This window comes from Rhodococcus sp. 5A-K4 (genome assembly GCF_046097995.1).
Lineage (GTDB): Bacteria > Actinomycetota > Actinomycetes > Mycobacteriales > Mycobacteriaceae > Rhodococcus_F > Rhodococcus_F erythropolis.
The window spans coordinates 69882-96348 of record NZ_JBJURM010000009.1 but is presented as its reverse complement, the minus strand read 5'-3'; the positions used below and the strand labels follow the sequence as shown (position 1 = coordinate 96348).

General features: G+C 62.4%; 20 protein-coding genes. 11 read left to right on the top strand and 9 right to left on the bottom strand.

The window, feature by feature from the left end; genetic code table 11:
• Positions 1 to 4 precede the first annotated feature (4 nt).
• Positions 5 to 3373 carry a serine hydrolase gene (locus tag ACKAMS_RS14255; RefSeq protein ID WP_408989164.1) on the bottom strand — a complete coding sequence of 1123 codons (3369 nt, stop codon included), beginning with the start codon at positions 3371 to 3373 and terminating at the stop codon, positions 5 to 7.
• 54 nt (positions 3374 to 3427) lie between these two features.
• Positions 3428 to 5038 carry an ABC transporter substrate-binding protein gene (locus tag ACKAMS_RS14250; RefSeq protein WP_020968549.1) on the bottom strand — a complete coding sequence of 537 codons (1611 nt, stop codon included), beginning with the start codon at positions 5036 to 5038 and terminating at the stop codon, positions 3428 to 3430.
• A gap of 207 nt (positions 5039 to 5245) precedes the next feature.
• On the opposite strand from ACKAMS_RS14250, the gene ACKAMS_RS14245 reads away from it, so the two are divergent.
• The 4 genes from ACKAMS_RS14245 to ACKAMS_RS14230 all read left to right on the top strand — a co-directional run bounded on the left by ACKAMS_RS14245 (position 5246) and on the right by ACKAMS_RS14230 (position 9004).
• The gene (locus ACKAMS_RS14245) at positions 5246 to 6361 is read left to right on the top strand and encodes a pyridoxal phosphate-dependent aminotransferase (protein ID WP_179154745.1); all 1116 of its coding nucleotides are present in this window, start codon (positions 5246 to 5248) and stop codon (positions 6359 to 6361) included.
• A 64-nt stretch (positions 6362 to 6425) separates the two neighbouring features.
• Complete coding sequence (locus ACKAMS_RS14240) at positions 6426 to 7034, top strand: TetR/AcrR family transcriptional regulator (protein WP_024487531.1); 609 nt, start codon at positions 6426 to 6428, stop codon at positions 7032 to 7034.
• Positions 7035 to 7102: 68 nt separating this feature from the next.
• On the top strand, positions 7103 to 8524 hold the full coding sequence (gene purB, locus ACKAMS_RS14235; RefSeq protein ID WP_019747059.1) for an adenylosuccinate lyase: 1422 nt from the start codon (positions 7103 to 7105) through the stop codon (positions 8522 to 8524).
• Between the two features lie 66 nt (positions 8525 to 8590).
• Positions 8591 to 9004 (top strand): HIT family protein, encoded by a 414-nt coding sequence (locus ACKAMS_RS14230; protein WP_042950899.1) that lies wholly within the window; start codon positions 8591 to 8593, stop codon positions 9002 to 9004.
• A gap of 15 nt (positions 9005 to 9019) precedes the next feature.
• Here ACKAMS_RS14230 and fes read toward each other — a convergent pair whose 3' ends face one another.
• A complete protein-coding gene (gene fes, locus ACKAMS_RS14225) occupies positions 9020 to 10255 on the bottom strand; it encodes an enterochelin esterase (protein WP_408989163.1) in 1236 nt (411 codons plus the stop codon).
• A gap of 66 nt (positions 10256 to 10321) precedes the next feature.
• On the opposite strand from fes, the gene fepB reads away from it, so the two are divergent.
• The 3 genes from fepB to ACKAMS_RS14210 all read left to right on the top strand — a co-directional run bounded on the left by fepB (position 10322) and on the right by ACKAMS_RS14210 (position 13401).
• The gene (fepB, locus tag ACKAMS_RS14220; RefSeq protein ID WP_308371992.1) at positions 10322 to 11317 is read left to right on the top strand and encodes a Fe2+-enterobactin ABC transporter substrate-binding protein; all 996 of its coding nucleotides are present in this window, start codon (positions 10322 to 10324) and stop codon (positions 11315 to 11317) included.
• Between the two features lie 147 nt (positions 11318 to 11464).
• Entirely contained in the window at positions 11465 to 12742 is a 1278-nt protein-coding gene (locus ACKAMS_RS14215; RefSeq protein ID WP_019747063.1) for a sensor histidine kinase, read from the top strand.
• Entirely contained in the window at positions 12739 to 13401 is a 663-nt protein-coding gene (locus tag ACKAMS_RS14210) for a response regulator transcription factor (RefSeq protein ID WP_019747064.1), read from the top strand. The genes ACKAMS_RS14215 and ACKAMS_RS14210 overlap by 4 nt, the downstream gene beginning before the upstream one ends.
• 96 nt (positions 13402 to 13497) lie before the next feature.
• Here the strand turns inward: ACKAMS_RS14210 and ACKAMS_RS14205 are convergent, their stop codons facing one another.
• Positions 13498 to 14430, bottom strand: coding sequence for a tyrosine-protein phosphatase (locus ACKAMS_RS14205; protein ID WP_408989162.1), 933 nt, complete (start codon positions 14428 to 14430; stop codon positions 13498 to 13500).
• 250 nt (positions 14431 to 14680) lie between these two features.
• On the opposite strand from ACKAMS_RS14205, the gene ACKAMS_RS14200 reads away from it, so the two are divergent.
• From ACKAMS_RS14200 to ACKAMS_RS14190, 3 genes are all read left to right on the top strand, one after another.
• A complete protein-coding gene (locus ACKAMS_RS14200) occupies positions 14681 to 15715 on the top strand; it encodes an ABC transporter substrate-binding protein (RefSeq protein ID WP_020906369.1) in 1035 nt (344 codons plus the stop codon).
• 155 nt (positions 15716 to 15870) lie between these two features.
• A complete protein-coding gene (locus tag ACKAMS_RS14195) occupies positions 15871 to 16764 on the top strand; it encodes a phosphoribosylaminoimidazolesuccinocarboxamide synthase (RefSeq protein ID WP_019747067.1) in 894 nt (297 codons plus the stop codon).
• The gene (locus ACKAMS_RS14190) at positions 16761 to 18875 is read left to right on the top strand and encodes a S9 family peptidase (protein ID WP_019747068.1); all 2115 of its coding nucleotides are present in this window, start codon (positions 16761 to 16763) and stop codon (positions 18873 to 18875) included. The genes ACKAMS_RS14195 and ACKAMS_RS14190 overlap by 4 nt, the downstream gene beginning before the upstream one ends.
• 12 nt (positions 18876 to 18887) lie before the next feature.
• Here the strand turns inward: ACKAMS_RS14190 and ACKAMS_RS14185 are convergent, their stop codons facing one another.
• Both ACKAMS_RS14185 and ACKAMS_RS14180 read right to left on the bottom strand, forming a co-directional pair.
• Positions 18888 to 19577: a response regulator gene (locus ACKAMS_RS14185; protein ID WP_003945570.1), complete on the bottom strand. Its 690-nt coding sequence runs from the start codon at positions 19575 to 19577 to the stop codon at positions 18888 to 18890.
• Positions 19574 to 21160: a sensor histidine kinase gene (locus ACKAMS_RS14180; protein WP_019747069.1), complete on the bottom strand. Its 1587-nt coding sequence runs from the start codon at positions 21158 to 21160 to the stop codon at positions 19574 to 19576. The genes ACKAMS_RS14185 and ACKAMS_RS14180 overlap by 4 nt, the downstream gene beginning before the upstream one ends.
• Before the next feature lie 119 nt (positions 21161 to 21279).
• Between ACKAMS_RS14180 and ACKAMS_RS14175 the strand changes: the two genes are divergently transcribed.
• Positions 21280 to 22692, top strand: a complete 1413-nt coding sequence (locus ACKAMS_RS14175) for a C4-dicarboxylate transporter DctA (protein WP_003945501.1) — start codon at positions 21280 to 21282, stop codon at positions 22690 to 22692.
• Positions 22693 to 22823: 131 nt separating this feature from the next.
• On the opposite strand, the gene ACKAMS_RS14170 is transcribed toward ACKAMS_RS14175, so the two are convergent.
• The 3 genes from ACKAMS_RS14170 to ACKAMS_RS14160 form a co-directional block, all read right to left on the bottom strand.
• The gene (locus ACKAMS_RS14170) at positions 22824 to 24047 is read right to left on the bottom strand and encodes an acyl-CoA dehydrogenase family protein (RefSeq protein ID WP_029254554.1); all 1224 of its coding nucleotides are present in this window, start codon (positions 24045 to 24047) and stop codon (positions 22824 to 22826) included.
• Entirely contained in the window at positions 24044 to 25321 is a 1278-nt protein-coding gene (locus ACKAMS_RS14165) for an acyl-CoA dehydrogenase family protein (RefSeq protein ID WP_408989161.1), read from the bottom strand. Before ACKAMS_RS14165 ends, ACKAMS_RS14170 begins: the two co-directional genes overlap by 4 nt.
• 125 nt (positions 25322 to 25446) lie before the next feature.
• Entirely contained in the window at positions 25447 to 26433 is a 987-nt protein-coding gene (locus ACKAMS_RS14160) for a sucrase ferredoxin (RefSeq protein ID WP_378665917.1), read from the bottom strand.
• Positions 26434 to 26467: the final 34 nt, after the last annotated feature.

The following is a 26467-nucleotide window of genomic DNA, read 5'->3' as shown; positions in this document are numbered from 1 at the left end:
GTCGTCACGCGTTAACCCGTGGTAGGAAGCGGAATCCGACGTACACGCCGTCGCGGTGCGGTCGTACCGTCGTCCACCCGGCAGCCCCGGGTTGACGGGTGGTCCAGGTCCCCGGGATCTGCGACGGTACGAGAGTGGCTACCGCTGCAGGCTTCTTCGGAGCTGTTTCGTCTTCCTCGGGATTCGGGATGACGTCGCCGATGACGGTGATCACAGCCTCGTCAGCGGACTCTCCACGACGGAACTCGATTGCTATTCCGCCCGAGCTGTACTTACCCAGAACCGAATCCGGAATCGACTCCACACTCGCGGGGTTCGGGGCGAGGGCTTGCGGAGGTTCGAGTCCGACCAATGCGGCCGCGGCTTCGGTGAAGAGATCACGATAGAGGCCGTCTGCTTTGCCGCCGCTGGTCAGCAGCGCGATCGCGACATTGTGGCGGGGGAAGATGCGCAGATATGCGTGCTGCCCGATGGTGCTGCCGTCGTGGCCGAAAATTTCTTCGCCCGACCAGGTTTCGTGGAACCAACCCAGACCCCAGCCCGACTTGTCCGGGAACAGTTCGCTGATATCGATTTCGGGTGTACGCATCGCGGCGGCTGATTTTTCCGACACGATCCGCACACCGTCGACGCTCTGACCTTCGAGAAGGCCGAGTTCCGCGAACGTGAGCAGATCTCCGATGCTGGCAGTGATGCAGCCGGCCGGCCCCATCGAGCGCGTGATCGGCCAGACGGGCATCACGACGGAGTTCCCTGTATGACCGGCTGCCACAGAGTATCTCGGAGTATCTCCGGTCAACGTGAGTGTGTGCGCGAGGCCGAGTGGATCGATGATCCGCTCCTTGAGGATGTCGTCCCAGATACCGCCGCGAAGAACCTCGACGATACGAGCTGCAAGGACGTACGCGGAATTCGAGTACGCGAAGCCGTCCTCGAGTGGATGAACCTGACGGAAGTCACGCAGGCCCTCGACGTAGCGTTCGACGACGTCGTCTCCGCGACCCTTGTCGATGAAGAGGTCACCGTCGATTCCGTTGCGATGGTTCAGAAGTGCGCGAACCGTGATGCGGGCGGCTGTTTCCTCGTCCTGCAGTGCGAAGTCGGGCAGGATCGACCGGACGGTCGCGTCCAGGTCGAGCAAGCCTTCGTCGACCAGCTGCATGACCAGTATCGCGGTCCATACCTTGGTGATGGATCCGATCTGGAACAGGGAGTCGGTGGATACCTCGACCCCGGTGTCTGCATTGATCACGCCGGAAGCCACCGTCGTACGGGTGATTTCCTTGCCGCTGGAATCGAGTGTGAGAATACCGAATTGAGCACCGGTGACGCCGTAACGCTCACACAGTACGTCCAGTGAGCGCTTCCATGCGTCGGCGCCGGCAGATGCGTTGGCCAGGCCGGTCTTGGGCAGCTTCGCGGAGGTGTATCGCTTGACCCACTCGATGAGCCGTGTGCTGTAGTCGATTCGGTGCGAGATCGAGCCGTTGACGAGGAACCCGTGGCTTGCACCGGGATACGCCACCAGTCGGGTGGGTACATGCAGCTGGCGAAGTGCGGCGAACCAGGCCTCGGCCTGACCCAGCGGGCACCGCTCGTCCGACTTTCCGTGCAGGATCAGCGTCGGGGTCACCACGTTCTTCACGGCGGCGAGCGGTGAGGCTGCCAGGAGCCCCGCGGAGTTCTCGGGAACAGTGGTGCCGGTGGCGAGCGACGCGAGGTGCGGACCGAAATCGCAGACTCCGGCCATGGCGTTGAAATCGCAGATCAGCCCACCGGCCACCGCCGCGGCAAAGCGATCGGTCTGCGAGGTGAGGTGGCAGGTGCTGTATCCGCCGTAGCTGTACCCGGTGATCGCCAGGCGGTCCCCGTCGACAAGTCCCTCGGCGACAAGTGCGTCGATCGGCTCGAGGAAGTCGGCTTGGTCCGAGGTACCCCAGGCGCCGTTGACGGCATACATGAAGTCTGCGCCGTACCCGTCCGATCCACGTGGATTGAGGGTCAGGATGCGCCAGCCCTGCGCTGCGAGAACCTGGTGGGCGGGGTGATAGGTATCGGCAACGCCGGTCCACGCGTTGTGCGGTCCGCCGTGAATGTCGAGCAGAAGAGGTGCAGCGCCATCAGTTTCGGGAGCGGACAGCAACCAACCATGCACGGTACGGCCGTCGGAGATGGTGAATTCGCGCTCCTCGGCGGCAAACAGGGTCACCTCGGGGAGTGCTTCTGCGGTGAATTTTGTCAGCGTGGTGACAGCGCCGCTGTCGAGATCGACGAGTGCGACCTCGCCGAAGGACTGCTGTGTGGTGACGATGACGGAGGCGACGCGGGCGTCACGGGCAACGGAGAGCGCCGAGACGACCTCGTTGGGATTGGCGACGAGGGAGCGAGAGGTTCCGGTTTCGATGTCGGCTGCATACAGATGCGTCCATCCGCGATCGCGGAGGCAGAACACGATTTCGTCGCGAGTATTCGACAGTGCCGGTGTGCCACCGGGGTAACCGGGCGCGCCGGGCATCACGTTGCGATCGAGATGAGCTGTGAGGGTGACGTCGACCGGTGTCTCAGTTGGGCCGGGGACGGACAGACGGATCAGGTCGGCAGTTCCGACACGGACCTCGGGGGTGCCGATGGCGACGACCGAATCTCCTTGCGGGTGCCACAGTGTGGAGCCCTGCACCCCGGTGGCGTGACCGAGTCGCTGCGGCGGAACTGACAGATCGTCGACGAGGATTCGGTAAGCGCTGAACGTGAGGTTCAGATCGCTGTCCGGTTCGAGATTCGCGGTGAAGGCAAGAGCCGTGCCGTCGGGCGACCAGGACGGTACGTCCGCATTCCAATCACCGTCGGTGAGGCGTCGTACTGCCTTCGTCTCCAGATCGACGGTGTGCAGGTGGCGACGGAAGGTGCCGAGCCAACCGGCGCCGTCCACCTTGTATCCGAGTCGGTCGGTGACGATGGGCGCATTCGGATCGGTGGAGTCCGAACGTGAGATCACAGCGGCGAATGCAATGGCATTTCCGTCCGGGCTCCAGACCGGTGCGCCGGCACCGAGGGGGAGTGATGCTGCTGTGGTGAGGGTTTCGGCCTCGCCGCCGGCGAGCGGGATCAGGTGCAGCTGCGCGGAGTCGCCGACCTTGCGGAGGAAGGCAATCGAAGTTCCGTCCGGAGAGAACCGAGGTGCCGAATCGGCGGGCCCCGCAGTGAGGCGGCGAGCCTGGGAATCGCGGGACACTGCCCAGAGAGATGTAGTTGCCTTTCCGGCAACAATTTCCGAGCGAACGAAGACGACCACGGTGCCGTCGGGCGAGATTGCGGTTTCAGTGGGTGTGACCACGCGGTGGAGGTCGTCGAGAACAAATGGACGGTCAGTCATGTAGATCCTTCGAATCGGAGAAATAGATGCAGACGTAAAGCTTTGTCTTCCGGCTTATTTCAGAACTCGGATGCCTGGGCCCGCCAGGGTTCCACCAATCGGCGCGTACAGGGACGTCGCACCGTTGAAGAACATGAAGTTCGGCGATGTGGATACCGGAACGACGTCAGAAGAGGTGAACAGCGCCTGTTCCGCTTCCTTCCACACCGAGCAGGATTCCTGCCCGGGCAGAACCGAGGCCTTCGCAGCCAGTTCGGTGTACTCGGGATTGTCGATCGATGCGAAGTTGACGCCCGCCGGAGGGGTCGGGCCGGAGAAGTACGGAACGAAGATGCTGGGAGTGTCACTCTGGACGGTCAGACCGATCGAGATCGACCAGGATGTCAGGTCCTTTGCCGCGAACGTATTGGAGATGATGAAATTGTTGTCACCACCGCGAAGCTCTACCTTCGCGCCGAGTTCCTGCCACTGCTTCATCGCGTATTCTGCTGCTGCAGAAGTGGTATCGCGGTAGTTGGCAAAGATGACCGTCAATTGCAGCGATTGACCGTCCTTGGTCAGAACGCCGTCGGATCCGGGCTTCCAGCCGGCGTCGGCGAGGGTCTTCTTCGCCGCAGCCATGTCGAACTTCGGAACTACACCGGTGACACTGTCGTAGTCACATGCCCGCGGATCGACAACGGCCAATGCCGTAGCGCGCGAACCCTTGCCACCGGTGTTGATGTCCGTGTAGTCGTCGAGATCGATTGCCTGCACGAGCGCGCTGCGCACCGCTTCGTCCTTGGTGGGAAGAGCAGCATTGTGGTTGAAGATGAACTGCCCGCTCAAGGTGTTCGACGTCATCGATTCCAGGCCGGACGCTTCCACACGTTCGATATCCGCACCGGCCACCGGTGCTGCGTTCACCGTTCCGGTGAGGACCAGGTTCGCCGTCGTCGCCGCGTCGGTCACGATCTTGATCGTGACGGCCTTGGGCACTCCGAGGGTGTCCGATGTGGTTTCGCCGTTCGGTCCCCAGTTGTATCCGTCGCGGCGTTCGAGCGTCACGTGATCGTTTGCCACTACTTCGGTGATCTTGAACAGGCCGGTTCCGTTGCTGCTGCCGCGAACACTGGCGGGGTCGTCGAGTGCTGCCTGGCATGCCAGTTTGAGAGCACCGATGCGCTCGAGCAGGAAGGGCGCAGGTTCCGCCGTCTTGATCGTGAGCTCGTCGCCATCGGCGGTTGCTACTGCAGTTTCGGGTACCGACGCTCCCAGCCACGGCGAGCCGTTCGTCTTGTCGACGACCCAGTTGATGTTGTTCGCGGCTGTCTGGGCAGTGAACGTCGTGCCGTCTTCACACGTGATCCCTTTTTTGAGGGTGAAGTTCAGCGAAGTTCCGTTCTCGCTCCATTTTTCGGCCAGATACGAGCCCGCTGCACGGGTTTTGGGGTCGATGGCCAACAACGAGTCGTTGGTATAGCTGTTGATTGCCTGCGTGGCAGTCAGGTTGGTGATCAGGGGATGAAGGTTGCCGGGGTCGGTGTTCACGATCGTCGTGAAACTCCCGTCCTTGGCGTAGTCCCCGGAGGTACCGCCGCCAGGATCAGAGGTGCTTCCGCACGAGGCAACCGTGAGAACGCCGATCGTGACCAGAGCCGCGGTGGGCACTGAGCGAGCTTTCATCTGATGCACCTTTTGATCGAAGGATGTCGTTGATCAATGCTGCGCGAGGGACGTGGCCCAGGTCTCGTTGAATCGACTCATGCTGAGCACCTGAATCTGTCGGATCGTCACAATGGATGGTCGTCGTTTCTCACGGAAGTGTGGTTCGGCTACCGTCGGGGTGTGCGCTCAGAATCTCGTCGATCAGATATCCAGACCTTCCATGTCATGGATGTATGGAAGGCCGCGACCGAACGTCAGCGGACGCACGGTGACGTTCTGACGTTGGCTGCCGGTCAACCGTCGACCCCCGCGCCGGCACCGGTGCTACGTGCGACGCGCGAGATCCTCGGCACCGAACTACTCGGGTATACCGAGACTTTCGGGATCCTGCCGCTACGCGAAGCTATTGCGCGCTACCACAGCGAGCGATCGGGAATAGCCGTCGACGCCGAAGACGTGGTGGTGACGACAGGTTCGTCCGGGGCGTTCACCTTGCTTTTCCTGGCCGCGTTCGACGAGGGCGACACCGTGGTGGTCGCTCGCCCCGGATATCCCGCCTACCGCAACACCCTTGCCGCTCTCGGCTGCAACGTCGTCGAACTCGACTGCGGGCCGGCAACCCGATACCAGCCGACGGTGGACATGCTCGAGGCCTTGCCGTCGCCGCCTGCCGGTCTGATCGTTGCCAGCCCGGCAAATCCGACGGGCACGGTGATCTCGCCCGAGGAGCTCGCTGCGTTGGCGACGTGGTGCGAGCAGCACGGCACCCTTCTGATCTCGGACGAGATCTACCACGGCATCGGATACGGCGATCAGCACACGTCGAGCGCCTGGGAGACCTCACGCGAATCCGTAGTGATCGGCTCGGTGTCCAAGTACTTCTCGATGACGGGTTGGCGGCTCGGGTGGATGTTGGTGCCGACGTACTTGCGGCGCCCGCTGCAGCGACTCGCGTCGAACATGACGGTGTGTCCGCCCGCGATCTCTCAGTACGCCGCCATCGAGGCGTTCTCGGACGAGGCGAAGGTCGAGTTGGACGGGCACGTTCAGCGGTACGCCGTCAATCGTGAACTGCTGTTGACCGGGTTGCCGAAACTGGGCATCACCGAGCTGGCTCCCGCCGACGGTGCGTTCTACGTCTACGCGGATATCGGCCATCTGTGTGGCGACGAGGGCGCCACCGCGTGGTGTGCCCGGTTGCTGACAGATACCGGGGTCGCGTTGGCACCCGGAATCGATTTCGACACCGTCCACGGAAACCGGATGGTCAGACTTTCGTTCGCGGGCGCGACAGCCGACATCCAGGAGGCGCTGACCCGCCTCGAAAAGTGGCTCGGGTAACAAACAGCAGGGTCTTCGAGCTGTTTCGCCATGCGGAGGTGCCCTCTGCTGGCACGATGTCGTGGTGTCTTCTGCAGCTACGCCCAAGGGTGAACGACGTCGCCAAGCTCTGGTGGCGTCCGCTGCTGAACTTTTGCTGGAGGGCGGGTTCGACGCCGTTCGTCACCGAGCGGTGGCAACCAGGGCCGACCTTCCATTGGCTTCGACGACCTATTACTTCGACTCACTCGACGATCTGATCGCGTGTGCCGTCGAGCTCAACGGCAACGCCGACATGGAAGCGATGCGCGCCAGAGTGGCTGCGGTGACCCAGCGTCGGCGGGGCGCGGAATCAACCGTCGAACTTTTGGTCGAGCTGCTGCTCGGAGACGAAGAGAAGCGGCCGGAGAGCCGCGAACGATTGATCTCGCGCTACGAACGATTTGTGGCGTGTGCCCGTCATCCCGCGCTTCGTGACGTGCAGTTGCGCCTACGCGCCCAGCTCGACGACCTGTTGACCGATGCGCTTCGACGCTCGGGCCGAACGGCTCCCGAGGGGCAATTGCGCCGTCTTGTCGCGATGGTCGACGGCGCGATGATCACGGCGCTCGGGGAGTACGACCCGGATCCACGCGGGTTGGCCAGAGGAATGCTCTTGGAATCGATCGACGTGATGGCGCCGCCGGTCGTCTAGCTCGGGGGTGACAGCTGCTCTAGCTCGGGGGTAACAGCACTGCTCGGCCACCGTTAGACTGAGGCCTCGTGAGCCGCATCCCGAATGTCCTTGCCAACCGATACGCCAGCCCGGAGCTTGTTGCTCTGTGGTCTCCCGAGTACAAGATCGTGCTCGAGCGCCAATTGTGGGTGGCGGTGTTGCGTGCGCAGGCAGAGCTGGGCATCGACATTCCGGCCGACGCCATCGACGACTACGAGCGCGTCATCGACAACGTCGACCTGGCGTCCATCGCGGACCGCGAGCGGGTCACCCGCCACGACGTGAAGGCACGCATCGAGGAATTCAATGCACTCGCCGGACACGAGCAGGTCCACAAGGGCATGACCAGCCGTGACCTCACCGAGAACGTCGAGCAGCTGCAGATCGTGCGTTCTCTCGAACACGTCTACAACCACGGTATCGCCGTCGCCGCCCGTCTGGGTGAGCGCGCCGCCGAGTACTCGTCCATCGTGATGGCCGGCCGCTCGCACAACGTCGCAGCTCAGGCCACCACCTTGGGCAAGCGTTTCGCTTCCGCGGCCGACGAGCTTCTCGTTGCACTGACACGTCTGCGTCAGCTGATCGATCGCTACCCGCTGCGTGGGATCAAGGGCCCGATGGGTACCGCTCAGGACATGCTCGACCTCCTCGACGGCGATGCGGCCAAGCTCGAGCAGCTCGAAGCGAAGGTCGCGGAGCACCTCGGATTCGCCCACGTACTGACCAGCGTCGGCCAGGTGTACCCGCGTTCCCTCGACCACGACGTCATCTCCGCGCTCGTCCAGGTCGGCGCGGGCCCGTCGTCGTTTGCACACACGATCCGCCTGATGGCCGGCCATGAGCTGGTCACCGAAGGCTTCCAGCCCGGCCAGGTCGGCAGCTCGGCGATGCCGCACAAGATGAACACCCGCTCGTGCGAGCGAGTCAACGGACTTCAGGTGATCCTGCGCGGCTACGGCTCCATGGCAGCCGAGCTTGCGGGTGCACAGTGGAACGAAGGCGACGTCTTCTGCTCCGTCGTGCGCCGCGTCGCTCTCCCGGATGCGTTCTTCGCGATCGACGGCATGTTCGAGACCTTCCTGACCGTGCTGATCGAGATGGGCGCGTACCCGGCCGTCATCGAGAAGGAACTGACGCGCTACCTGCCGTTCCTCGCCACGACCCGCGTTCTCATGGCAGCGGTGCGCGCGGGCGTCGGACGCGAGACCGCGCACGAGGCGATCAAGGAGAACGCCGTCGCAGTTGCGCTGGCGATGCGTGAGGAAGGCAAGGAGCCCGACCTGCTCGATCGCCTTGCCGCCGACGATCGTTTGCCGCTCGACCGCGCCGCACTCGACGAGGCTCTGGCCGACAAGGCGGCCTTTGTCGGCGCCGCGTCTGCTCAGGTCGACGCCGTTGTCGCCGAGGTGCAGAAGCTTGTCGACGCCAACCCCGAAGCTGCGGCGTATGCGCCGTCGCCGATTCTGTAAGGGCTACGCCCCCGTGCGCCTTTTCGGTAGTCACCACTACCGAAAAGGCGCACAGGGTCGAAGAGCATGAACTGCATCTTCTGTTCCATCATCGCCGGTGAGGCCGAGGCCAGCGTCGTCTACGACGACGCGAATGTCCTTGCCTTCATGGATATTCGGCCGTTCACATCCGGCCATCTCCTGGTCGTGCCGAAGCGCCACGCCAGTGGATTGTCCACGCTCGATTCCGACGACGGTGCCAGGATCTTTTCCGTCGCACAGAAGATCGCCGCAGCGATGCGTACCGGACCTCTCCCCGTCGACGGAGTGAATCTGCATCTCTCCGACGGAGCTGTTGCGGGGCAGGAAGTCTTCCATGTTCATCTGCACGTCATTCCGCGAAATCGCGGCGACGGCTTCGGCCTGCGTGCACTACCTCGCACGCCCAATCGGGCAGTTCTCGACAGCACGGCTGCCGTCATTCGCGGTGCACTGAACTAGCGGCACCGGCCACTTTCAGGGACTGCCGATCAGTTCGACAACGGAGTCCAGAAGGACACTGCGCCAGCACAACCAGTCGTGGCCGCCGTCGAAGATCCGATACGACACTTGCGCTCCGGCAGCCTTCAACGCCTGTGCGACCGCTGCGCTGTGCCCGACCATGTCGGACTCGTGCCTACCTACTTCGAGGACAACGCGTAAACCGTCCGGCGCGCCATCGCGCTCGATGCGTGCGGCGATGTCTCCACCCGGCGGACCGTCCTCGCTGCGCTTCAAGCCTGTCGGCCACCAGAATGAACCGGACCCGCTGGCGACCAGCGCGAAGTGTTCGGGGAATTCGAGTGCTGCGAACATCGAGGCCAGGCCGCCGAAACTCTGCCCTGACACCACCGTTCGCGTTCGATCAGACGAGAAGGGTGCGACGGCGCGCACCTGCGGAAGTAGTTCGTCGACGACTGCACTCCAGTAGTCGCGGTTGCACGGCAATTCCTTCGAACGACGTTGATTGTCAACGGAATCAATGGCCAGCAGAACGCAGGACTTCAGTTTGCCGGTCTGCACTGCACGATCGAAGGCGGCACCTGCTGGCATGACCTCGGCCCAGTGGCGCCCGTCGAGAAGTATCACGAGCGGCCGTTCTTCGAGCGGTGTCAATCCGTCGTCCACGGTCTCGTAGATCCACACCGGCCGCTCGATGTCCAACGTCGAACTGGCCCAGGTGAGCTGTATCGACTTCCTGAAAACTGGAGCATCCCAACCGAACTGGACCGGCGCCGAGGGCATCTCGGCGACGGAACGCCTTGTGTCCACGCCTGCGGAAAGCGGATTGAGTGGGTCGGCAATTCGGTGTTCGAGCAACCCCAACCAGCGGGTGCGGCGGGTCGTGTCTTCCTTGCCTGCTCCCGGATAGTCGAATTCGTCGACTACGGACTTCGGCGCCGGGATGATGCTGTAACTGCTGCGCCAGGTGTTCGAGACTTCGGCGGCGTAGAACCACACCGGACTCTCGCCGACCCGTTGCATCACGCTGAGTTGTTCCGCGTGATGGTCGGTCAACGAGTTTGCGTCGAGGTAGACGCGCTCGACTTCCGTCTCCTCGGGCTGTCGCCAGAGGAAAGTTACTCGAACTGTATGTGTGTCAACACTTTCGATGATCGGCGTGCCTTGTTGCACTATCCGGTTCCAGAAGGTGTCGATGTCGGGCGAGGCCGCGAGGGAAGCGGACAATTCTGTCACCGCCTGAGTTAGCATGAGCACAGCCTAACCTAATTTCATGGGCTTTTGAATTCGAGGAGTGGTCCGCCAGTGGGCGTCACAATGAAAAAATCGCGCGCCTTGAAGGTGCTCTCCGCAGTCTTGGTGGCAGGGTTCGCTCTCGCCGGATGTAGTTCTGCGGATGCCGATTCCGGTGCTGATTCGGCTGCATCGCAGGGTAATTGGCCCCGCACGGTGGAAACGCCGAAGGGGCCGGTGGAGATCACGTCGAAGCCGGAGAGGATCGTCTCGACCAGTGTGACGCTGACGGGCACGCTGTTGTCGATCGACGCTCCGGTGGTGGCTACCGCATCGACGGGACCGAACACCGACGTATCGGATGCGCAGGGGTTGTTCACACAGTGGGGCGACATAGCTCGAGAACGTGGACTCGCAGTGCTGCCGATGGGCGGCGCAAACGCAGAATCCGTTCTGGCCCAGAACCCGGACCTCATCGTCGTCTCGGCGACTGGAGGTGACTCCGTCGTCGATCTGTACGAACAGTTCACGGCCATCGCTCCGACAATAGTGGTGGACTACGGCGGAAGTAGTTGGCAGGAAGTGGCCGCCGTGCTGGGTGAAGCGACAGGTCTCGAAGACAACGCAGCGGCCACGGTCGCGAAATTCGACAGCGCAGTAGAGGCAGCGAAGGCCAAGATCACACTTCCCCCGCAGCCGACCACCGCGCTCGTCTACTACGAGGACGGCAGCGGCGCCAATATCTGGACGCACGAGTCCGGGCAGGCGAAGTTGCTCACGGCGATGGGTTTCACGGTCGCCGACATTCCCGAGTCTGCGAAGAGCAGTGAATCCATGGGTAAGCGCAAGGACATCATTCAGGTCTCGGCCGAGAACCTCTACGACGGTATCGCGGGCAAAACCCTGATCTTGGTCAGCGCCGACGACGGTGCGGTGAAAGCGGTCGAGGCACTTCCCCTGTTGGCGCAGCATCCGGCAATTCGTGATCACCATGTCTATGCCGTGGGGCTCGATACCTTCCGTCTCGACTACTACAGCGCAACCAACATGGTGAACCGGTTGGTCGAGCAGTTCAGCTGATCCATAAGTACTAGTGCTTTCACCCCGAACTAGTCCTTTGGTTGTAGCCGAGAATCGAACATTCCCTTCACGTTCGTCGAATGTGGGACCAAGTGGTGCGCGCATGCCACCATGAACGTCAATCATCGGATGCGGAATGGGGAGTGGATGTTCGACTCGGCTGGTCAGAATGTCTCGGGGCAAGCTCTGGCATCGCGAGGGTGGGGACGTTTCAACCTGAACAACCCGGCCACGGCGGCCGTGATCGTCGGCCTGCTGAGTGTGCCGTGGGTGTTCGGTCTCGCCAGTCTCAAGACTGAACCCGAGACGAGCAATCGAGTGCTGAGCGATCCGGGAACCGTCGTCGGCATCATGGGTTTCCTGACGGTGTTGACCGTGGTGGCGTGTGCGCGCCGGCGGTACCCGATCGCGTACTACCTCCTGACGTTGGCAGGATCCGGCGGATTGATGCTCTTCCTCGGCAGTCGATCGCTGGGGGCCACGCCGCTTTTCTGGTTCGCGATCATGGCAGTGTCCATCCGGGTGAGCGGCATGCGCCTGGTCGGACTGCTGGTCCTCGGAATGGCGATGGACGTGATCTTGGCGATGTATCTCACCGAGCGGGACGGGCTGACGGTCGCAGAGGTTCAGGTGGGGGAGTTGCCCCACCTGTTCCTCGAGCCGGCGGCAAACACCGTCACGAGTTTTCTGGTCGTCGCCGCCATGGGAAAGATCGTCGCGCGTCTGCGAAAGCAAGCAATGGAGAACAGTCAGGCGGTAGCGGATCTGCACCGGGACCGCGAACGCAAGATTGCGAATGCCGTTGTCGCCGAACGGCAAGACATGGCACGTGAGTTGCACGACGTCGCGGCTCACCACATGACCGGCATGATCATCCAGGCCCGTGCCGCCGACAAGTTCTTCTCGAGCAATCCAGAACAAGCGCAAGCCCTTCTGGGCGGCGTCATCGAGCAGGGGCAGCGGGCCCTCAACAGCTTGCGGCAGATCGTGGGGATCCTCCGTCTGGGTGAGGAAGACCCCGATTTCCCGACGCCCATGGTCTCCGACATCGACGAGTTGGTGGACGACTGCAGGCGCACCATCTCGTCGATCTCGCTCGAGAAGGTCGGCCGCTTCGACGACCTGGACAGCGGAGTCCAGTTGACGTGCTACCGCATCGTCCAGGAGGCGCTGTCGAACGTCCTTCGCCATGCGCCGGGTAGCGAGTCCAAGGTATGTCTGAGCCGAGAAGCCGGTGCGGTGAGAGTCCGGGTGATCAATACGCTCGGGAATGCTCGTCCGTCCTCCGACGGGCAAAACCTCGGAATTGTGGGAATGCGCGAACGCGCGACGCTCATGGGTGGTCAACTGGACGCCGGACCGAATTCGGAAGGTGAGTGGGCTGTGCAGGCACTGGTGCCGGTGAACGGGAGGATTAACGCATGATCGATGTCCTTATTGCAGACGACCAGCAGGTGGTACGGCAGGGGTTCGAACTGTTTCTCTCCGGTCACCCCGAGATTCGCGTCGTCGGGCATGCCAAGACGGGAGTCGAGGCGTACGAGCAGGTGCGTGCACTGCGTCCGGACGTCGTACTGATGGATATCCGAATGCCTCACGGTGACGGGTTGACCGCGACCAGGGAGGTCCTTGCCGAGTTTCCGGCGACCCGCGTCGTCGTGATCACCACGTTCGATCTCGACGAGTACGTTTTCGAGGCGCTCGACAGTGGCGCCGCAGGGTTCCTGCTCAAAGACGCCGATCCCGAGGAGCTCTCGTCGGCAGTGCTGACCGTGGCCGAGGGTGGCTCGGTGCTCTCTCCGAGATTGACGTCGAGACTGATCGTGGAGTTCGCGAGGCGCAAGCCGGCACCGATGTCCACGGCGCGCTCCGGATCGGATCACGGTCTCAGCGCGCGTGAAATGGATGTGGTGCAGTTGCTGTCACAAGGCTTGGGAAACAACGACATCGCAGATTCTCTCAGCCTCGAGCAGAGCACGGTGAAGTCGCACATCAGCAACATCTGCAAGAAGCTGCAGGTGCGCACCCGTGTGCAGATCGTCATCTGGGCGTACCGAAACAACGTGATCGCCGTATCGCGCTGACGCACGGGACGCTGCGGCGCATCCGGCACGGCACGGGCAGGGAAATTCCACGTGCCCGGGTTCGACCCCTCGTCGAACCCGGGGCAGCTGGGTCGCTCAGCCCAGCAGTTTGGCTTTGAGCGTCATGACGGTCGCCGGACTCAGACCCAAGCCCTCGGTCAGGTAACGATCGACCGACCCGTAGGTCTGGTCCAACTGGGCGAGGCCGGCATCGAGATAGCTTGCCTCGACACCCAACAGGGGCTCCATGTTGACGGCCATCTGTTCGCCCAGGCTCGCCGCGATGCCCGCGCGCGTGGCCTTCATGCCTTCGGCTGTGTATTCGTTGGTCAGCAAGTAGTCGTTCATGATCACCGAGCGGTCGACACCGGCGATGCTCAGCAGCAGAAACGACGTCCAGCCGGTGCGGTCTTTACCTGCAGTGCAATGGAAGACCTGTGCGCCTTCGGTTTCCGCGAGGCCCGTGAGCAACTGTGCGAACCCGGCTCGCTCCGTCGCTCCGGTGACGAAGGCGCGGTTCATGTCCTGCATCATCGATCGTGAGTCCTCGGGGGACTTGATCTTCGCGACCATCTCGGCGATGTTCCCGGACAGGATCGGAATGTTCTCGTACGCAACCCCGTCGGGCAGGACATCCGGCTTGCTGGCGATCTCGGGTTCCGTGCGCAGATCGTAAACCTTTGTCAGTCCCAGCTTTTCGAGAATGCTCATGTCATCGCCCTTGGGCGTGATCGCGTTCGCGCGGTAGAAGACTCCCTTGTTCACGGGCAGGCCGAGAGTTCCCGAGTATCCGGCGCCGGTGCCTGCGACGTCGCGGAAATTGTCGATCCCGGTCAGCCGCGGAGCATCTGGGGTTTGCTCGGCACTGCCGAAGTTGCTGGATCCGAAATCCAGTGAGTCGAACTGTGGAGCCGAGGGGGCAGGTTCGGCGTGCGCGATCGAGGCGCCGAAACCGGTGATGAGAACGCTGCTGGTCAACGCAATGGCCGCGGCAGACCGTAGCGAGCACGTGCGCGTGGATCGGGACATGTGTGAGCCCTTCGTCGAGCGGAGAGAGTGGCTGGTCGATGAGGTATCGCGAAGGCAAGGTAGCGAGTTCGCGTGTCCGATTCGAGAGGAATCTTGCTTTGCTCCCTCTCAGTGGGAGGCGTGCTGCTGTGAGCGTGAGTGACTCGGGAGGCGCAGTTCATTCCTCGAGACCTGTGTTTGTGTAAAGGTCCAGTGCCCTGATATTGGTTAGCCTCACCAAATCAATTCCGGAGCAGTCCGGTGCGTTCAGATGGAGTTCAACATGCGGGTTCAAGGTCTGTCGTGGTTTCGCCGCGCAGTGGTGATCGGCGCAGCAGCTGCGCTGGCGGTCGGCGTCGCCGGCTGCAGCAACTCCGAGGAGGCGTCGTCCGAATCGTCGACGACAGCCGCGAGCTCGCAGACCCGTGTCTTCGAGGCACAGAACGGATCCATCGAGATCCCGAGCGACCCGCAGCGGATCGTGGCCTGCGGATACGCAGTTCTGCCGCTGATTCAGGCGGGAGCGAACCTGGCAGCAGTATGTGAGTGGACCCGTGAACTCGGCAACATGGACGACAAGACCAAGGCCGCTTACGAAGCTCTGCCGAAGGTCGCGCCCGACGGCAACGTCTCCCAGCTCAACTACGAGGGAATCGTCGCTGCCGAGCCCGATCTGATCATCATGGGTGTTCCCGCTCGTGTCGAAAGCCAGCTGGACATGGCGCAGCTCAAGGCGGCCGCTCCCGTCGTCTTCCTGGGGCCGACGGTTCCTGCTGATTGGCGAGTGCTGGGCGAGCAGTTCGCCGATGCCGCGAATGTCTCCGACACCTACGGCGAGTTCAAGGACGACTACGACGCCAAAACCGCCGAACTGGCCGCGAAGTACAAGGACAAGCTCGGCTCGCTGACCTTCGGCGGCGTGTGCAACGTCTGCAAGCCCGAGGCCGGCACCTTCTCACGCGAGTACGCGTCTTCGTACACGACCAATCTCTTCGACGGACTCGGACTGCAGTTCCCCGGCACCCCCGCAGACCCCGCCGACATCCACGTCGAACAGGTATCCATCGAGAAGATCGGCGAAAATCTCGGAAATGTCGACGTGATCGTCTACGGCCTCAACGCCGACGGCTCGATGTCTCCGCAGTTGCAGGAGCTGGTCAATTCCGAGCTGTGGAAGGAATTGCCCGCAGTGAAGGCCGGCAACGTCGTCCAGGTCCAGCATTCGCTGGCCGCGACCTATCAGACGGCTCTTCTGACGCTGGATTCGATCGACGAGGGCCTGTCGAAGCTGCCCGCAAACCAGTAGTTCATCGACTGTGACGGTGGCCTCTCGCCTGCTGGCGAGGGGCCACCTGCATATCCGGATGAGCAGGGCGGACAGCTCTCCGAACGGCGAGGACGCTCACCTGTCCCGGCTACCGGGGTTCTGTACGAACTGCGAACGCCCGATAGGGTGACCGGGTGCGTCCTACACTTGATTCCTACACTCATCTGGCCGGTGGCAAGGTCCGTGACCTTTACACGATCGACGACGAGCATCTGCTGCTTGTCGCGAGTGATCGGATCTCGGCCTACGACCACGTGCTCAGCACGCCGATCCCGGACAAGGGTCGCGTGCTCACCGCGATGAGCGTGTTCTTCTTCAACGTCCTCGGTGGCACCAACCACCTGGCCGGCGAGCCCGACGACGATCGCATCCCGGAAGAGGTTCTCGGCCGCGCTCTCGTGGTGCGCTCCCTCGACATGGTTCCCGTCGAATGCGTCGTTCGTGGCTTCCTCACCGGCTCCGGCCTGGTCGACTACAACAACACCGGCGCAGTGTGCGGCGTCGCGTTGCCCGAGGGCCTCGTCGAGGCGTCGCGGCTGCCCGACCCCATCTTCACCCCGGCGTCCAAGGCCGCTCTTGGGGATCACGACGAGAACATCAGCTTCGATCAGGTAGTGGAAAAGGTCGGCCAGAAGCTGGCAGTGCAGCTTCGCGAGGACACTCTCGACGTTTATGCCCGCGCCTCCAACTTCGCGGCCGATCGCGGAATCATCCTTGCCGACACCAAGCTCGAATTCGGTCTCGACTCCGGTGGAAACCTCGTGCTCGCCGACGAGGTGCTCACCCCCGACTCGTCGCGCTACTGGCCTCTCGAAGGCTACGAAGCGGGCAAGGTGCAGCCCAGTTTCGACAAGCAGTTCGTGCGCGACTGGCTCACGAGCCCCGAATCTGGCTGGGACCGTAGCTCGGACACGACACCGCCGCCGTTGCCGCAGGAGATCGTCGACGCGACTCGGGCACGCTACATCGAGGCGTACGAGCGCATTTCCGGTCTGTCCTTCGACGATTGGGTCGGTCCCAGCGCATGAGCCTGATCCCGCCGGTCGCAAAGAAGGTCCCCGCCGAACGTACCCATCACGGACACACGTTCGTCGATGACTACGAGTGGCTGCGGGACAAGGACAACGCCGAGGTAGTCGCATACCTCGAAGCCGAAAACGCGTACACCGACGAGCAGACGGCCGCGCTCGAGCCGTTGCGCGAGAAGATCTTCCAGGAGATCAAGTCGCGGACGCAGGAAACCGACATGTCGGTGCCCACTCGCATGGGTAAGTGGTGGTACTACTCGCGCAGCGTGGAAGGCAAGTCGTACACCGTCCAGTGCCGGTGCCCCATCGCCGGTGAAGACGACTGGACTCCGCCCAACCTGACGCCCGGCGTCGAGCTGGCCGGCGAGCAGATCCTCATGGACGGCAACGTCGAAGCCGAAGGGCACGAGTTCTTTTCGCTCGGCGCGTTCTCCATCAGCGAGGACGGCACGTTGCTCGCGTACTCGGTGGACATCGTCGGCGACGAGCGGTACACCTTGCGGTTCAAGAACCTCGAGACCGGTGAGATGCTCGCCGACGAGATTCCCGATACCGCGCCTGGCGCCACCTGGGCGATCGACCACAGTCACGTCTTCTACATGACGGTCGACGATTCCTGGCGTCCGGACACCGTGTGGCGTCACAAGCTGGGAACGCCGCAGAGTCAAGATGTTTCGGTGTTCCACGAGCCCGACGAGCGGTACTGGGTTTCGGTGGGGTCTACCCGCAGTGAGAAGTACCTGATGATCTGGGTCGGTTCCAAGGTGACCAGCGAAGGCTGGATGCTGGAATCGGCGAACCCGGAAGGCGACTTCCGCGTCATCATCCCGCGTCGCGAGGGCGTCGAGTACGGCGCTGAACACGCGGTGATCGGGGGAGAGGACCGCTTCCTGATCCTCCACAACGACGTCGTGGACGGAGTCAAGGCCGAGAACTTCGTGTTGGTGGAAGCTCCCGTGTCGGATCCGACGAACATGACGACGCTGATCGAGCACAGCGCAGACGTTCGTCTGGAAGAAGCCGAAGCTTTTGCCGGACACCTCGTCCTGAGCTACCGCCGCGAGGCGCTCACTCGGGTTGCCGTGTGGCCGTTGACGGATGACGGCTACGGCGAGCGTCACGAAATCGACTTCGACGAAGAACTCTTCAGCATCGGTATGGGGTCCAACCCGGAATGGGCGCAGCCCACCATCCGACTCGGCTTCACGTCGTTCATCACTCCCGGGCAGGTGTACGACTACTACGTCGCCAGTGGTGAACTGGCACTGCGCAAGTCGCAGCCTGTTCTCGGTGACTTCGATGCGAGTAATTACGAGCAGCGTCGCGACTGGGCAGTGGCCGACGACGGAACCCGCATTCCGCTCTCGATCGTGAGGCGCGTAGGTGCGCCGGAAGGTCCCGCGCCGCTGCTGTTGTACGGCTACGGTTCCTACGAGGCGAGCATCGACCCGTCGTTCTCGGTTGCCCGCTTGTCGTTGCTCGATCGCGGCGTCGTCTTCGTGGTCGCACACGTGCGCGGCGGCGGCGAGATGGGTCGTCACTGGTACGAAAACGGCAAGACGCTCACGAAGAAGAATACCTTCACCGATTTTGTCTCGTGCGCAAAGCATTTGATCGACACCGGTGTCACGGCGGCCGATCGGATGGTTGCCGACGGCGGTAGTGCGGGTGGATTACTGATGGGGGCTGTCGCCAATCTCGCTCCGGAACTGTTTGCCGGCATTCTCGCCAATGTTCCGTTTGTCGACCCGCTGACGTCGATTCTCGATCCGTCGCTACCGTTGACGGTCATCGAGTGGGACGAATGGGGAGATCCGCTGCACAACAAGGACGTCTACGACTACATGCGCTCGTACAGCCCGTACGAGAACGTGGAAGCCAAGGACTATCCCGCCATTCTTGCGATCACGAGCATCAACGACACCCGCGTTCTGTACGTGGAGCCGGCCAAGTGGGTCGCGAAACTGCGCGCCACGAAGACCGGTGATGCTCCGCTACTTCTCAAGACCGAGATGAGCGCCGGACACGGCGGTGTCAGCGGTCGGTACGAGAAGTGGAAAGAGGTCGCATTCGAGTTCGCCTGGGTTCTCGACACGGTTGGCGCAAACTAGATTCTGTGTCAATCAGGTTCTGCGGTAACGAACCTGAGGGCGCCCAGCGCGCCCGTACTCGGTCTCCCGGGTGAGCATGCCGTCGTCTGCCAGCTTTTCCAGGTAGCGCCAGGCCGTCACCCGGGACACGCCGACCGATGCTGCCACCTCTGCAGCGGTCACGGGTCCCTCAGAATCCCGCACAGACGCTGCGACGAGTCCGAGCGTTTGAGATGCAAAGCCTTTCGGCGCCGCTGCTCGATCGTCGGACGTTCGTAGTGCGGACATCGCGCGGTCGATGTCGTGTTGACTGACCGCAGACTCTCCAGCGGGAAGTGCTGCACGATATTCGAGGTAGCGCTCGAGCTTGTCGCGGAATGCTGCGAAAGTGAACGGCTTGAGAAGATAGAGGACGATCCCGCGAGCCACGGCGCTTCGGACCACCTCCAGATCGCGCGCCGAGGTAACCGCGATGATGTCCGGACTGGGCCGCAACCCGCCCAGGGCGGAGGCCACGTCGAGACCGCTGGCGTCGGGCAACCCGATGTCGAGCAGGACCAGGTCGATGGGCTGGTCGGTGGCATTGGCCGCCGTAACTGCACGCACGGCGGCGTTCCCGGAATGAACCACGCCGTGGACCACGAATTCCGGCACACGCTCGACGTAGGAACGGTGTGCCTGCGCGATCAACGGTTCGTCGTCGACTATCAGTACACGGATCATCTCGGTGCTTCCGCCTCGCGCAGCGGGATACGGACAACCAGCATGGAGCCCATCGCCGGCTCGCTGGTGAGCGTGCCGCCGTGCCGTTTCACGACTTGAGAGACCAGTGCGAGACCGAGTCCGCGAGAGCCGGATTTTGTGGAGTAGCCACGGCCCTTGGCCTTTTCGAGTGCTTCGGGTGTCATTCCCGGGCCGCTGTCGGCGACGGCAACAACCATCATCGAATCCTCTTCCATTACCGTCACTTCCACCCACGGAGACTCGCTCGCGCGCGATGCGTCAATAGCATTGTCCACGAGATTGCCGACCAGCGTGACCAACTCGCGTGCATTGAGCGAAGGAACCGGACCGAGCGCGGTGTCTTCCGTGATGGTCAGGTCGACCCCGCGTTCGGTCGCTTCGCTCATTTTCCCGAGCAGTAGTGCGGCCAGCGCCGGCTCGTGGACCGCATTCATCAGACGATCGATCAGCTGTTGGGACACCCGCAATTCGTTGGTGGCGAAGGCCACTGCGTCCTCGTTTCGCCCCAACTCGACCATCGTGATGATCGTGTGCAGACGATTTGCGCTCTCGTGGGCTTGCGATCGAAGCGACTCGGCAAAACTTCGTACCGAATCCAATTCCCCGAGTACGTTCTGAAGTTCGGTGTGATCGCGAATTGTCAGCACGGTGCCAATTCTGTTGCCCTCCCACTCAACCGGGTGTTGGTTGACCACCAGCACACGCTTGTCGGTGAGGTGCACTTGATCCTTCGCGGGAGAGGCGTCGTCGACCCGCATGGTCTCGGGGATGGATGAAAGTGGCACGGGCCCGTCCGGTAGATCGAGGAGGCGACGTGCTTCGTCGTTGACGATGTCCACTCTCGCGTCTTTGCTTCGGCCTTGCCCGATCACCACCAAACCCTCACCGATGCTGTGCAGTACGGCGTCGTGGTGCTCGTACATGGTGCGCAGTTCGTCCGGAGCCATTCCCAGGGTCTGTCGCCTGATGCGTCGGCTCACCAGAAGTGAACTCAGGAGGGCGGCAAGAAGACCGCCGCCGGCAACGAACAGGATGACCGGAACGCTTTGGGCGAACTGCTTGCTGATCTGCTCGCGGGTGACACCGGCAGAAACCAGACCGACCAGGGTTCCGCCGGAATCGTAGACAGGAGTGACTGCGCGGATCGACGGCCCCAGCGACCCGGCGTACGTCTCCGTGAAGGTCACGCCGGCGAGTGCGCGGTCAATGTTTCCGTTGAACAGTTGACCGATCAGCTCCGGGCTCGTGTGGGTGAACCGAGTGCGATCCGGCGCCATCACCACGATGAAATCGACGCCGGTTGCCTGTCGTATCTTCTCGGTCTGTGGTTGCAGAATCGCGGTCGGGTCCGGGCTCGTCAGGGCGGCCGCCGTCGAATCCGACAGGGCGAGAGTCTGCGCTATCGAGCTCACCTGCCTGCGGATCGCGTCGTCGCTGTCTCGGCGTTCGTCGACAACTGCGAGAGCGGCCCCCACGCCGATGACCAGCGCCAACAACGCCAATTGCAGGAGCAGGATCTGCCTGGCGACGCTCATACGTCGGCCGGTCTTTCGTTCGACCATCGAGCGCCTCCTGAACGTAATGAACACAAACTTCCGGGCCCACCTGTTTGCAACAAGAATTCTCCACGACTCGAAGTGATCCCGATCACTTCACAGATATCCGATCCAAAGGACACCCCATGAGCAGCACGGCAACAGGGACAGTAGACGGTTCCCCACAGCCCGAGGGCACCAAGGCAAAGCGCGACAAGACGCATTGGCTCTACATGAGCGTCATCGTCGCGGTTATCGGCGGCATCCTCGTCGGTTGGCTCGCACCCGAGTTCGGTAAGTCCGTCGGTGTACTCGGCACGTTGTTCGTCAGCCTGATCAAGATGATGATCAGCCCGGTCATCTTCTGCACCATCGTGCTCGGCATCGGCTCGGTTCGAGCTGCGGCCAAGGTCGGCAAGGTCGGCGGCCTCGCACTCGCCTACTTCATCGGGATGTCCACCATCGCACTCGCGATCGGCCTGGGCGTCGGCAACCTGCTCAACCCGGGCAGCGGCCTGAACATCACGCCCAACGCGGCCTCCGTGGCCAAGCTTGCAGATCAGGCCCACAGCGCGGGCGGTACCTGGGACTTCATCGCGTCCATCATTCCGACGTCGATGCTGTCCTCCCTCACCGCCGGCAGCGTGCTGCAGACTCTGTTCGTCGCCCTTCTGGTCGGCTTCGCGATCCAGTCGCTCGGCAAGTCGGGTGAGCCGATTCTCAAGGCCGTCGGATACATCCAGAAGCTCGTGTTCAAGATCCTGACGATGATTCTCTGGCTCGCCCCGATCGGTGCTTTCGGCGCCATCGCCAGCGTCGTCGGCCAGACCGGTTTGAACGCCGTCGTCCAGCTCGGAACCCTGATGATCGGCTTCTACCTGACCTGCCTGATCTTCGTCTTCGGTGTTCTCGGAACGCTGCTGCGCGCGGTCACCGGATTCAACATCTTCAAGCTGGTCAAGTACTTGGCCCGTGAGTACCTGCTCATCTTCGCCACGTCGTCCTCCGAATCGGCACTGCCGCGTCTGATCGCCAAGATGGAGCACGTAGGCGTCGAGCGCACCACGGTGGGCATCGTCGTTCCCACCGGCTACTCGTTCAACCTCGACGGCACCGCGATCTACCTGACGATGGCCTCGATCTTCATCGCCGACGCCATGGGACAGCCGCTCGCATTCGGTGAACAGCTCTCGCTGCTGGTGTTCATGATCATCGCCTCCAAGGGCGCTGCGGGAGTCAGCGGCGCCGGTCTGGCCACGCTGGCCGGTGGACTGCAGAGTCATCGCCCCGAGCTTCTCGACGGCGTCGGACTCATCGTCGGAATCGACCGCTTCATGTCGGAAGCGCGAGCGATCACCAACTTCTCGGGCAATGCGGTCGCGACTCTCCTGGTCGGCGCGTGGACCAAGACGATCGACAAGGAACGCGTCATCGAGGTGCTCGACGGGAAGATTCCGTTCAACGAAGCCACGATGCTCGACGACGAGGACGAAGAAGAGCAGCACAAACTCGAAACGGCTCCGACCGGCACCAAGCAGTCATTTGTGAGCCATCACTAGATACTTCCGCTCTGCTGAACGTTTGACCGCACAGCAGGCGCGGAACCCGATCTACGATCAGTGATCCTGGTCGTAACGATGAAAGAGACCGCCGCACCAACCGTGCGACGGTCTCTTTCTGTTCGTGGGTGCTATGTGTACCAGGTGGGTTCGGGAATCTCGCCGGTCAGAAAACGACTACCGACTTCACGGCGCTTGTACGCGAGCGGATCGTGAAGGGTATGCGTCCGGATGTTGCGCCAGTAGATATCCAGGCCGACGTCGTTGGACGTGGCTCTGGCACCGGTCAGTTCGAAGATCTTGTTGCTGATCTCCAAGGAGACGTCGGCGGCGCGAAGTTTTGCGGCGGCGATGCGCACGGCGAGGTCGCCGCGAGCCTGCTCGGTGAGGTTTTCGCGAGCGTCGTGGAGCACGGCGTCGGCCTCACGGCTGACCTGATCCACGAAGGCCTCCGCCGCCCACAGCTTCGATTGCAAGTCGCCGTAGCCCTCACGGAGGTACCACTCGTCGGTTGCGATTTCGCGGTTGTCACCGCCGTACGGCCATGGACGCGTACGGGTTCGGGTGTACTCGGCCGCAGTGTCCAGTGCGCCACGGGCGATCCCGAGGTAGAAGTTCGCGAACACGATCTCGATCGCGGGGAAGTTCAGCGTGTTGTAGACCAGAGGTTGGAATTCCTTGTCGACAAAGCCTGCCGCACTTGCCCAGTCGACCTCGACGTCGTTGATCTCGACACTGCCGGAATCGGTGAGGCGCTGTCCGAGATTGTCCCAGTCTCCGCGGAAGACTATGCCGTCCTGAGCAGTCGGCACGATAGCGAACACATGCGTCGCAGTTCCGTCGATGATTCCTTCGAGCACCGTGAGGTCGGTGACTCGTCCGCCGGTGGAAAACGACTTCACACCGTTGAACACCAGGGTGTCTCCGCGATCCACGACGGTGAGGTCGGTGTCTCGAGGGTTCACCGCGCCGCCGAAGAAGAATCGGTTGCTCGTGTACAGCTCCTCGACAGCGGAGATCTGCGGATCGGTTCCGACCAATCTGGCTGCCCATGCCCACAGGTAGTGATACCCGAGCAGTTGCCCGATCGAGCCGTCGGCGCGCGCGATCTCCCGAACCACCTTGTAGGCGGTCTCCCATCGCTGCCCGCCGCCGCCGAACTCGATCGGACCCAGCAGTGTCACCAGACCACTGTCCTTGAGCAGCTGAACTTCTCGGAACGGTGGTTCGCCGGCTCGGTCGCGGGCGAGTGCGTCGGCGGCAAGGATGTTGCTCACCTCGCGAGCGCGGTCGATCCAGCCTTCGGATGTGTCGGGAACGCCGACGAAGACTTCGGTTTCACTGGTCACGGTCATGCCTGTACATCCTTTTCGGTCGGTGCAGTCCCGATGGCCCACACGTAAATCGGTTCGGTTCCGTTGATTTCGTAGTCGCCGACAACTTTGGATTTGAAGACGACCGGATTATGACTGGCCACGGTGCGGGCGTTGCGCCAGAACCGATCGAGATCGAGGTCGCGGCTCACTCCGGAAGCACCGAGTGCGTCGAAGATCTTGGCCGTGGCCGGAACGACGAGTCCGATCGAGGCGACTTGCCCTCGCCCCGAATCGATTTCGGCTGCGATATTGGCAGCTTTCTCTTCCTCCGGCGAGCCGGAGAATGCGGCTTCGTATGCCCATTGGGACGACTGTGCTGCGTGCAGCGCCACGGCCTCGGCTGCAAAGGCAGCAGAGGACACCTCGCCGACAACTTGCTGGATCTGCGAATCCTGCGCGTATCTCGGAGCGTTGCCGTGACTGAAGGTTCGAGTACGCGAGGCGACTCGACGAGAGATCTCGGTTGTCGCAGCCTTGGCGATGCCGGCGAGAGTGGCGAGATGGAAAAGTTGGTAGAACGCTGTCTGGTACTTGAATCGCGTCGAGAAGTCGAAGATGTTCTCCGGCTGGACTATTGCGTTCTCGTAGACGGACGAGCCGGAGCCAGTCGTCTGCTGGCCGAACCCGTTCCAGTCGTCACTGTGTGTGACACCGGGTTGTCTCGCTTCGACTGCGGCGATCACGAATGTGCCGGTGTCGGTGCGCTGCGAGTACAGGTCGATCCAGTCGGCGAAAATGGAACCTGTGCTGTAGAACTTTGCCCCGTTCGCCAGGAAATGGTCGGCATCGGGTGCGGGCGAGACCTTGGTGTTGGCTTCGCCCAATGCAACGTCGCCGATTTCGGTCCACGCGTTGCCGACCGACTGTCCCTCCGCGAAGCGTCGGAGCCAGGTGTCGCGCTCAGGCCCGGGGTCGGCGACCAGTCGGTCTTCGACAAACGCGAAATGACCGCGCAGTGCCTGGGTGATGTTGGAATCGGCGCTCGACAACTCGACTAGTAACCGGATCAATTGCGGGATGCTCGCGCCGGATCCACCGTGTGTTGTCGGCACCCGAACGGCGCCGAAGCCTGCTTTCTTGAGTGCGTCGATCTGTTGGAAGGGAAGTACGTGATCGCGTTCGCGTTCGACGACGGCTTGTGCGATGTCCGCGAAGATCGGACGGAATTTTGCTGCCAGTGTTTCGTAGTCGACCTCACTCTTGATCGGATCTGCAGACCGGGAAACGGCATTCGGCGTCAGTGCGGTGGTCATGGGAAGCATGCAAGCTGTAATCACCAGGGGCGTCGATCCTTCATCGCGACCTGATTCGAAGTGTTGTCAGTCCGCGCAAATCTCGGTTCGATGGCCTGCCGGGCAGTTGTACCGGAATCGGATGGTCAGTGCGATTGCTCGTGAAGGTGTTCTACGATCCATCCGTTCCATTCGACAGTTCCTCCGGAACCACAATCGTGTCGGAACGGCTGCCCTGGAGAGCCGGGTCGAACGACCACGCGAAAGTCTCTCGCCTCCAATCGAAGATCGACAGTCGTATGTTCTCCGTCGACGCTCTCGGTGACACTCTCGAGTGCGTCCGTCGCGACGATGCCGGTAACGCGTCGGACTGCGTGTTCGGCGGCCTGAGCGGCCTGTGACAGTGCCGCTCGGCCGCGCAGGTGCAGCAGCTCCAATTCTCCGGCTTGGTATTTTTCGGCTGCATCGATCGCGGAGTTGCCGTCCAGTCGGCTGAAATAGACTGCGGCGGGCCACGCAATCATGTTGGCCGCGAATCGATCTCCGCCGATGTGACTGCATTCCCACACATCTGCGATCTGTGCCGCGTTCAGCGCCGACACGACCGGGCGACCGAGTTCCGCGCAGCACGCATCCTTCTTTCCATGTGTGCAGACCGCGAAGAGCGGTTCCGTGCGGGAGCGGCCGAAGTCGGGTTCCACTCCGGTGGCCATCGATTCGAACGGCAGTACCGACAGGTCCTCGTATCGGTCGACCGACCCTTCCCGCATCCACTGACGTGTGCCGTCCGTCCAGGCGAGTACGCACATCGGGGTGAGGACTCGGCGGTTGCGGGGCCGCCGGATCACCACGAGGCGAATACGACCCTGCGCTGCGTAGATTTTTTCGGTGAGTGCGACTGGGAGAACGTCGTCAGGAGCGGACGCCGGCCAGGGGCCGGGGTGCTCGATCAACACCCACAGATGTGTCATTCCGGCGCGACCGACCATCGGTTCGCCGGCGGTCGACGACTGCCGTGTACAGGCGTGAGGGCGTCGACTGGTTTGCGGATTGGCGACAAATTCCGGAAAGCACTGCATAGATGCCTTCCCCAGGACACCGTCGCTGCAGGTGTGGCAGGGAAGGGAAGACATGATGAGGCTCCGGTCTCGTAGGTTAGGCTCACCA

Coding starts and splice junctions, on each gene's coding strand:
- ACKAMS_RS14255 (WP_408989164.1), bottom strand. CDS start 3,373: ATGACTGACCGTCCATTTGTTCTCGACGACCTCCACCGCGTGGTCACA.
- ACKAMS_RS14175 (WP_003945501.1), top strand. CDS start 21,280: ATGAGCAGCACGGCAACAGGGACAGTAGACGGTTCCCCACAGCCCGAG.
- ACKAMS_RS14160 (WP_378665917.1), bottom strand. CDS start 26,433: ATGTCTTCCCTTCCCTGCCACACCTGCAGCGACGGTGTCCTGGGGAAG.
- ACKAMS_RS14185 (WP_003945570.1), bottom strand. CDS start 19,577: ATGATCCGTGTACTGATAGTCGACGACGAACCGTTGATCGCGCAGGCA.
- ACKAMS_RS14245 (WP_179154745.1), top strand. CDS start 5,246: ATGGATGTATGGAAGGCCGCGACCGAACGTCAGCGGACGCACGGTGAC.
- ACKAMS_RS14250 (WP_020968549.1), bottom strand. CDS start 5,038: ATGAAAGCTCGCTCAGTGCCCACCGCGGCTCTGGTCACGATCGGCGTT.
- ACKAMS_RS14210 (WP_019747064.1), top strand. CDS start 12,739: ATGATCGATGTCCTTATTGCAGACGACCAGCAGGTGGTACGGCAGGGG.
- ACKAMS_RS14230 (WP_042950899.1), top strand. CDS start 8,591: ATGAACTGCATCTTCTGTTCCATCATCGCCGGTGAGGCCGAGGCCAGC.
- ACKAMS_RS14170 (WP_029254554.1), bottom strand. CDS start 24,047: ATGACCGTGACCAGTGAAACCGAAGTCTTCGTCGGCGTTCCCGACACA.
- fes (WP_408989163.1), bottom strand. CDS start 10,255: ATGCTAACTCAGGCGGTGACAGAATTGTCCGCTTCCCTCGCGGCCTCG.
- fepB (WP_308371992.1), top strand. CDS start 10,322: ATGAAAAAATCGCGCGCCTTGAAGGTGCTCTCCGCAGTCTTGGTGGCA.
- ACKAMS_RS14205 (WP_408989162.1), bottom strand. CDS start 14,430: ATGTCCCGATCCACGCGCACGTGCTCGCTACGGTCTGCCGCGGCCATT.
- ACKAMS_RS14200 (WP_020906369.1), top strand. CDS start 14,681: ATGGAGTTCAACATGCGGGTTCAAGGTCTGTCGTGGTTTCGCCGCGCA.
- ACKAMS_RS14215 (WP_019747063.1), top strand. CDS start 11,465: ATGTTCGACTCGGCTGGTCAGAATGTCTCGGGGCAAGCTCTGGCATCG.
- ACKAMS_RS14165 (WP_408989161.1), bottom strand. CDS start 25,321: ATGACCACCGCACTGACGCCGAATGCCGTTTCCCGGTCTGCAGATCCG.
- ACKAMS_RS14180 (WP_019747069.1), bottom strand. CDS start 21,160: ATGGTCGAACGAAAGACCGGCCGACGTATGAGCGTCGCCAGGCAGATC.
- ACKAMS_RS14190 (WP_019747068.1), top strand. CDS start 16,761: ATGAGCCTGATCCCGCCGGTCGCAAAGAAGGTCCCCGCCGAACGTACC.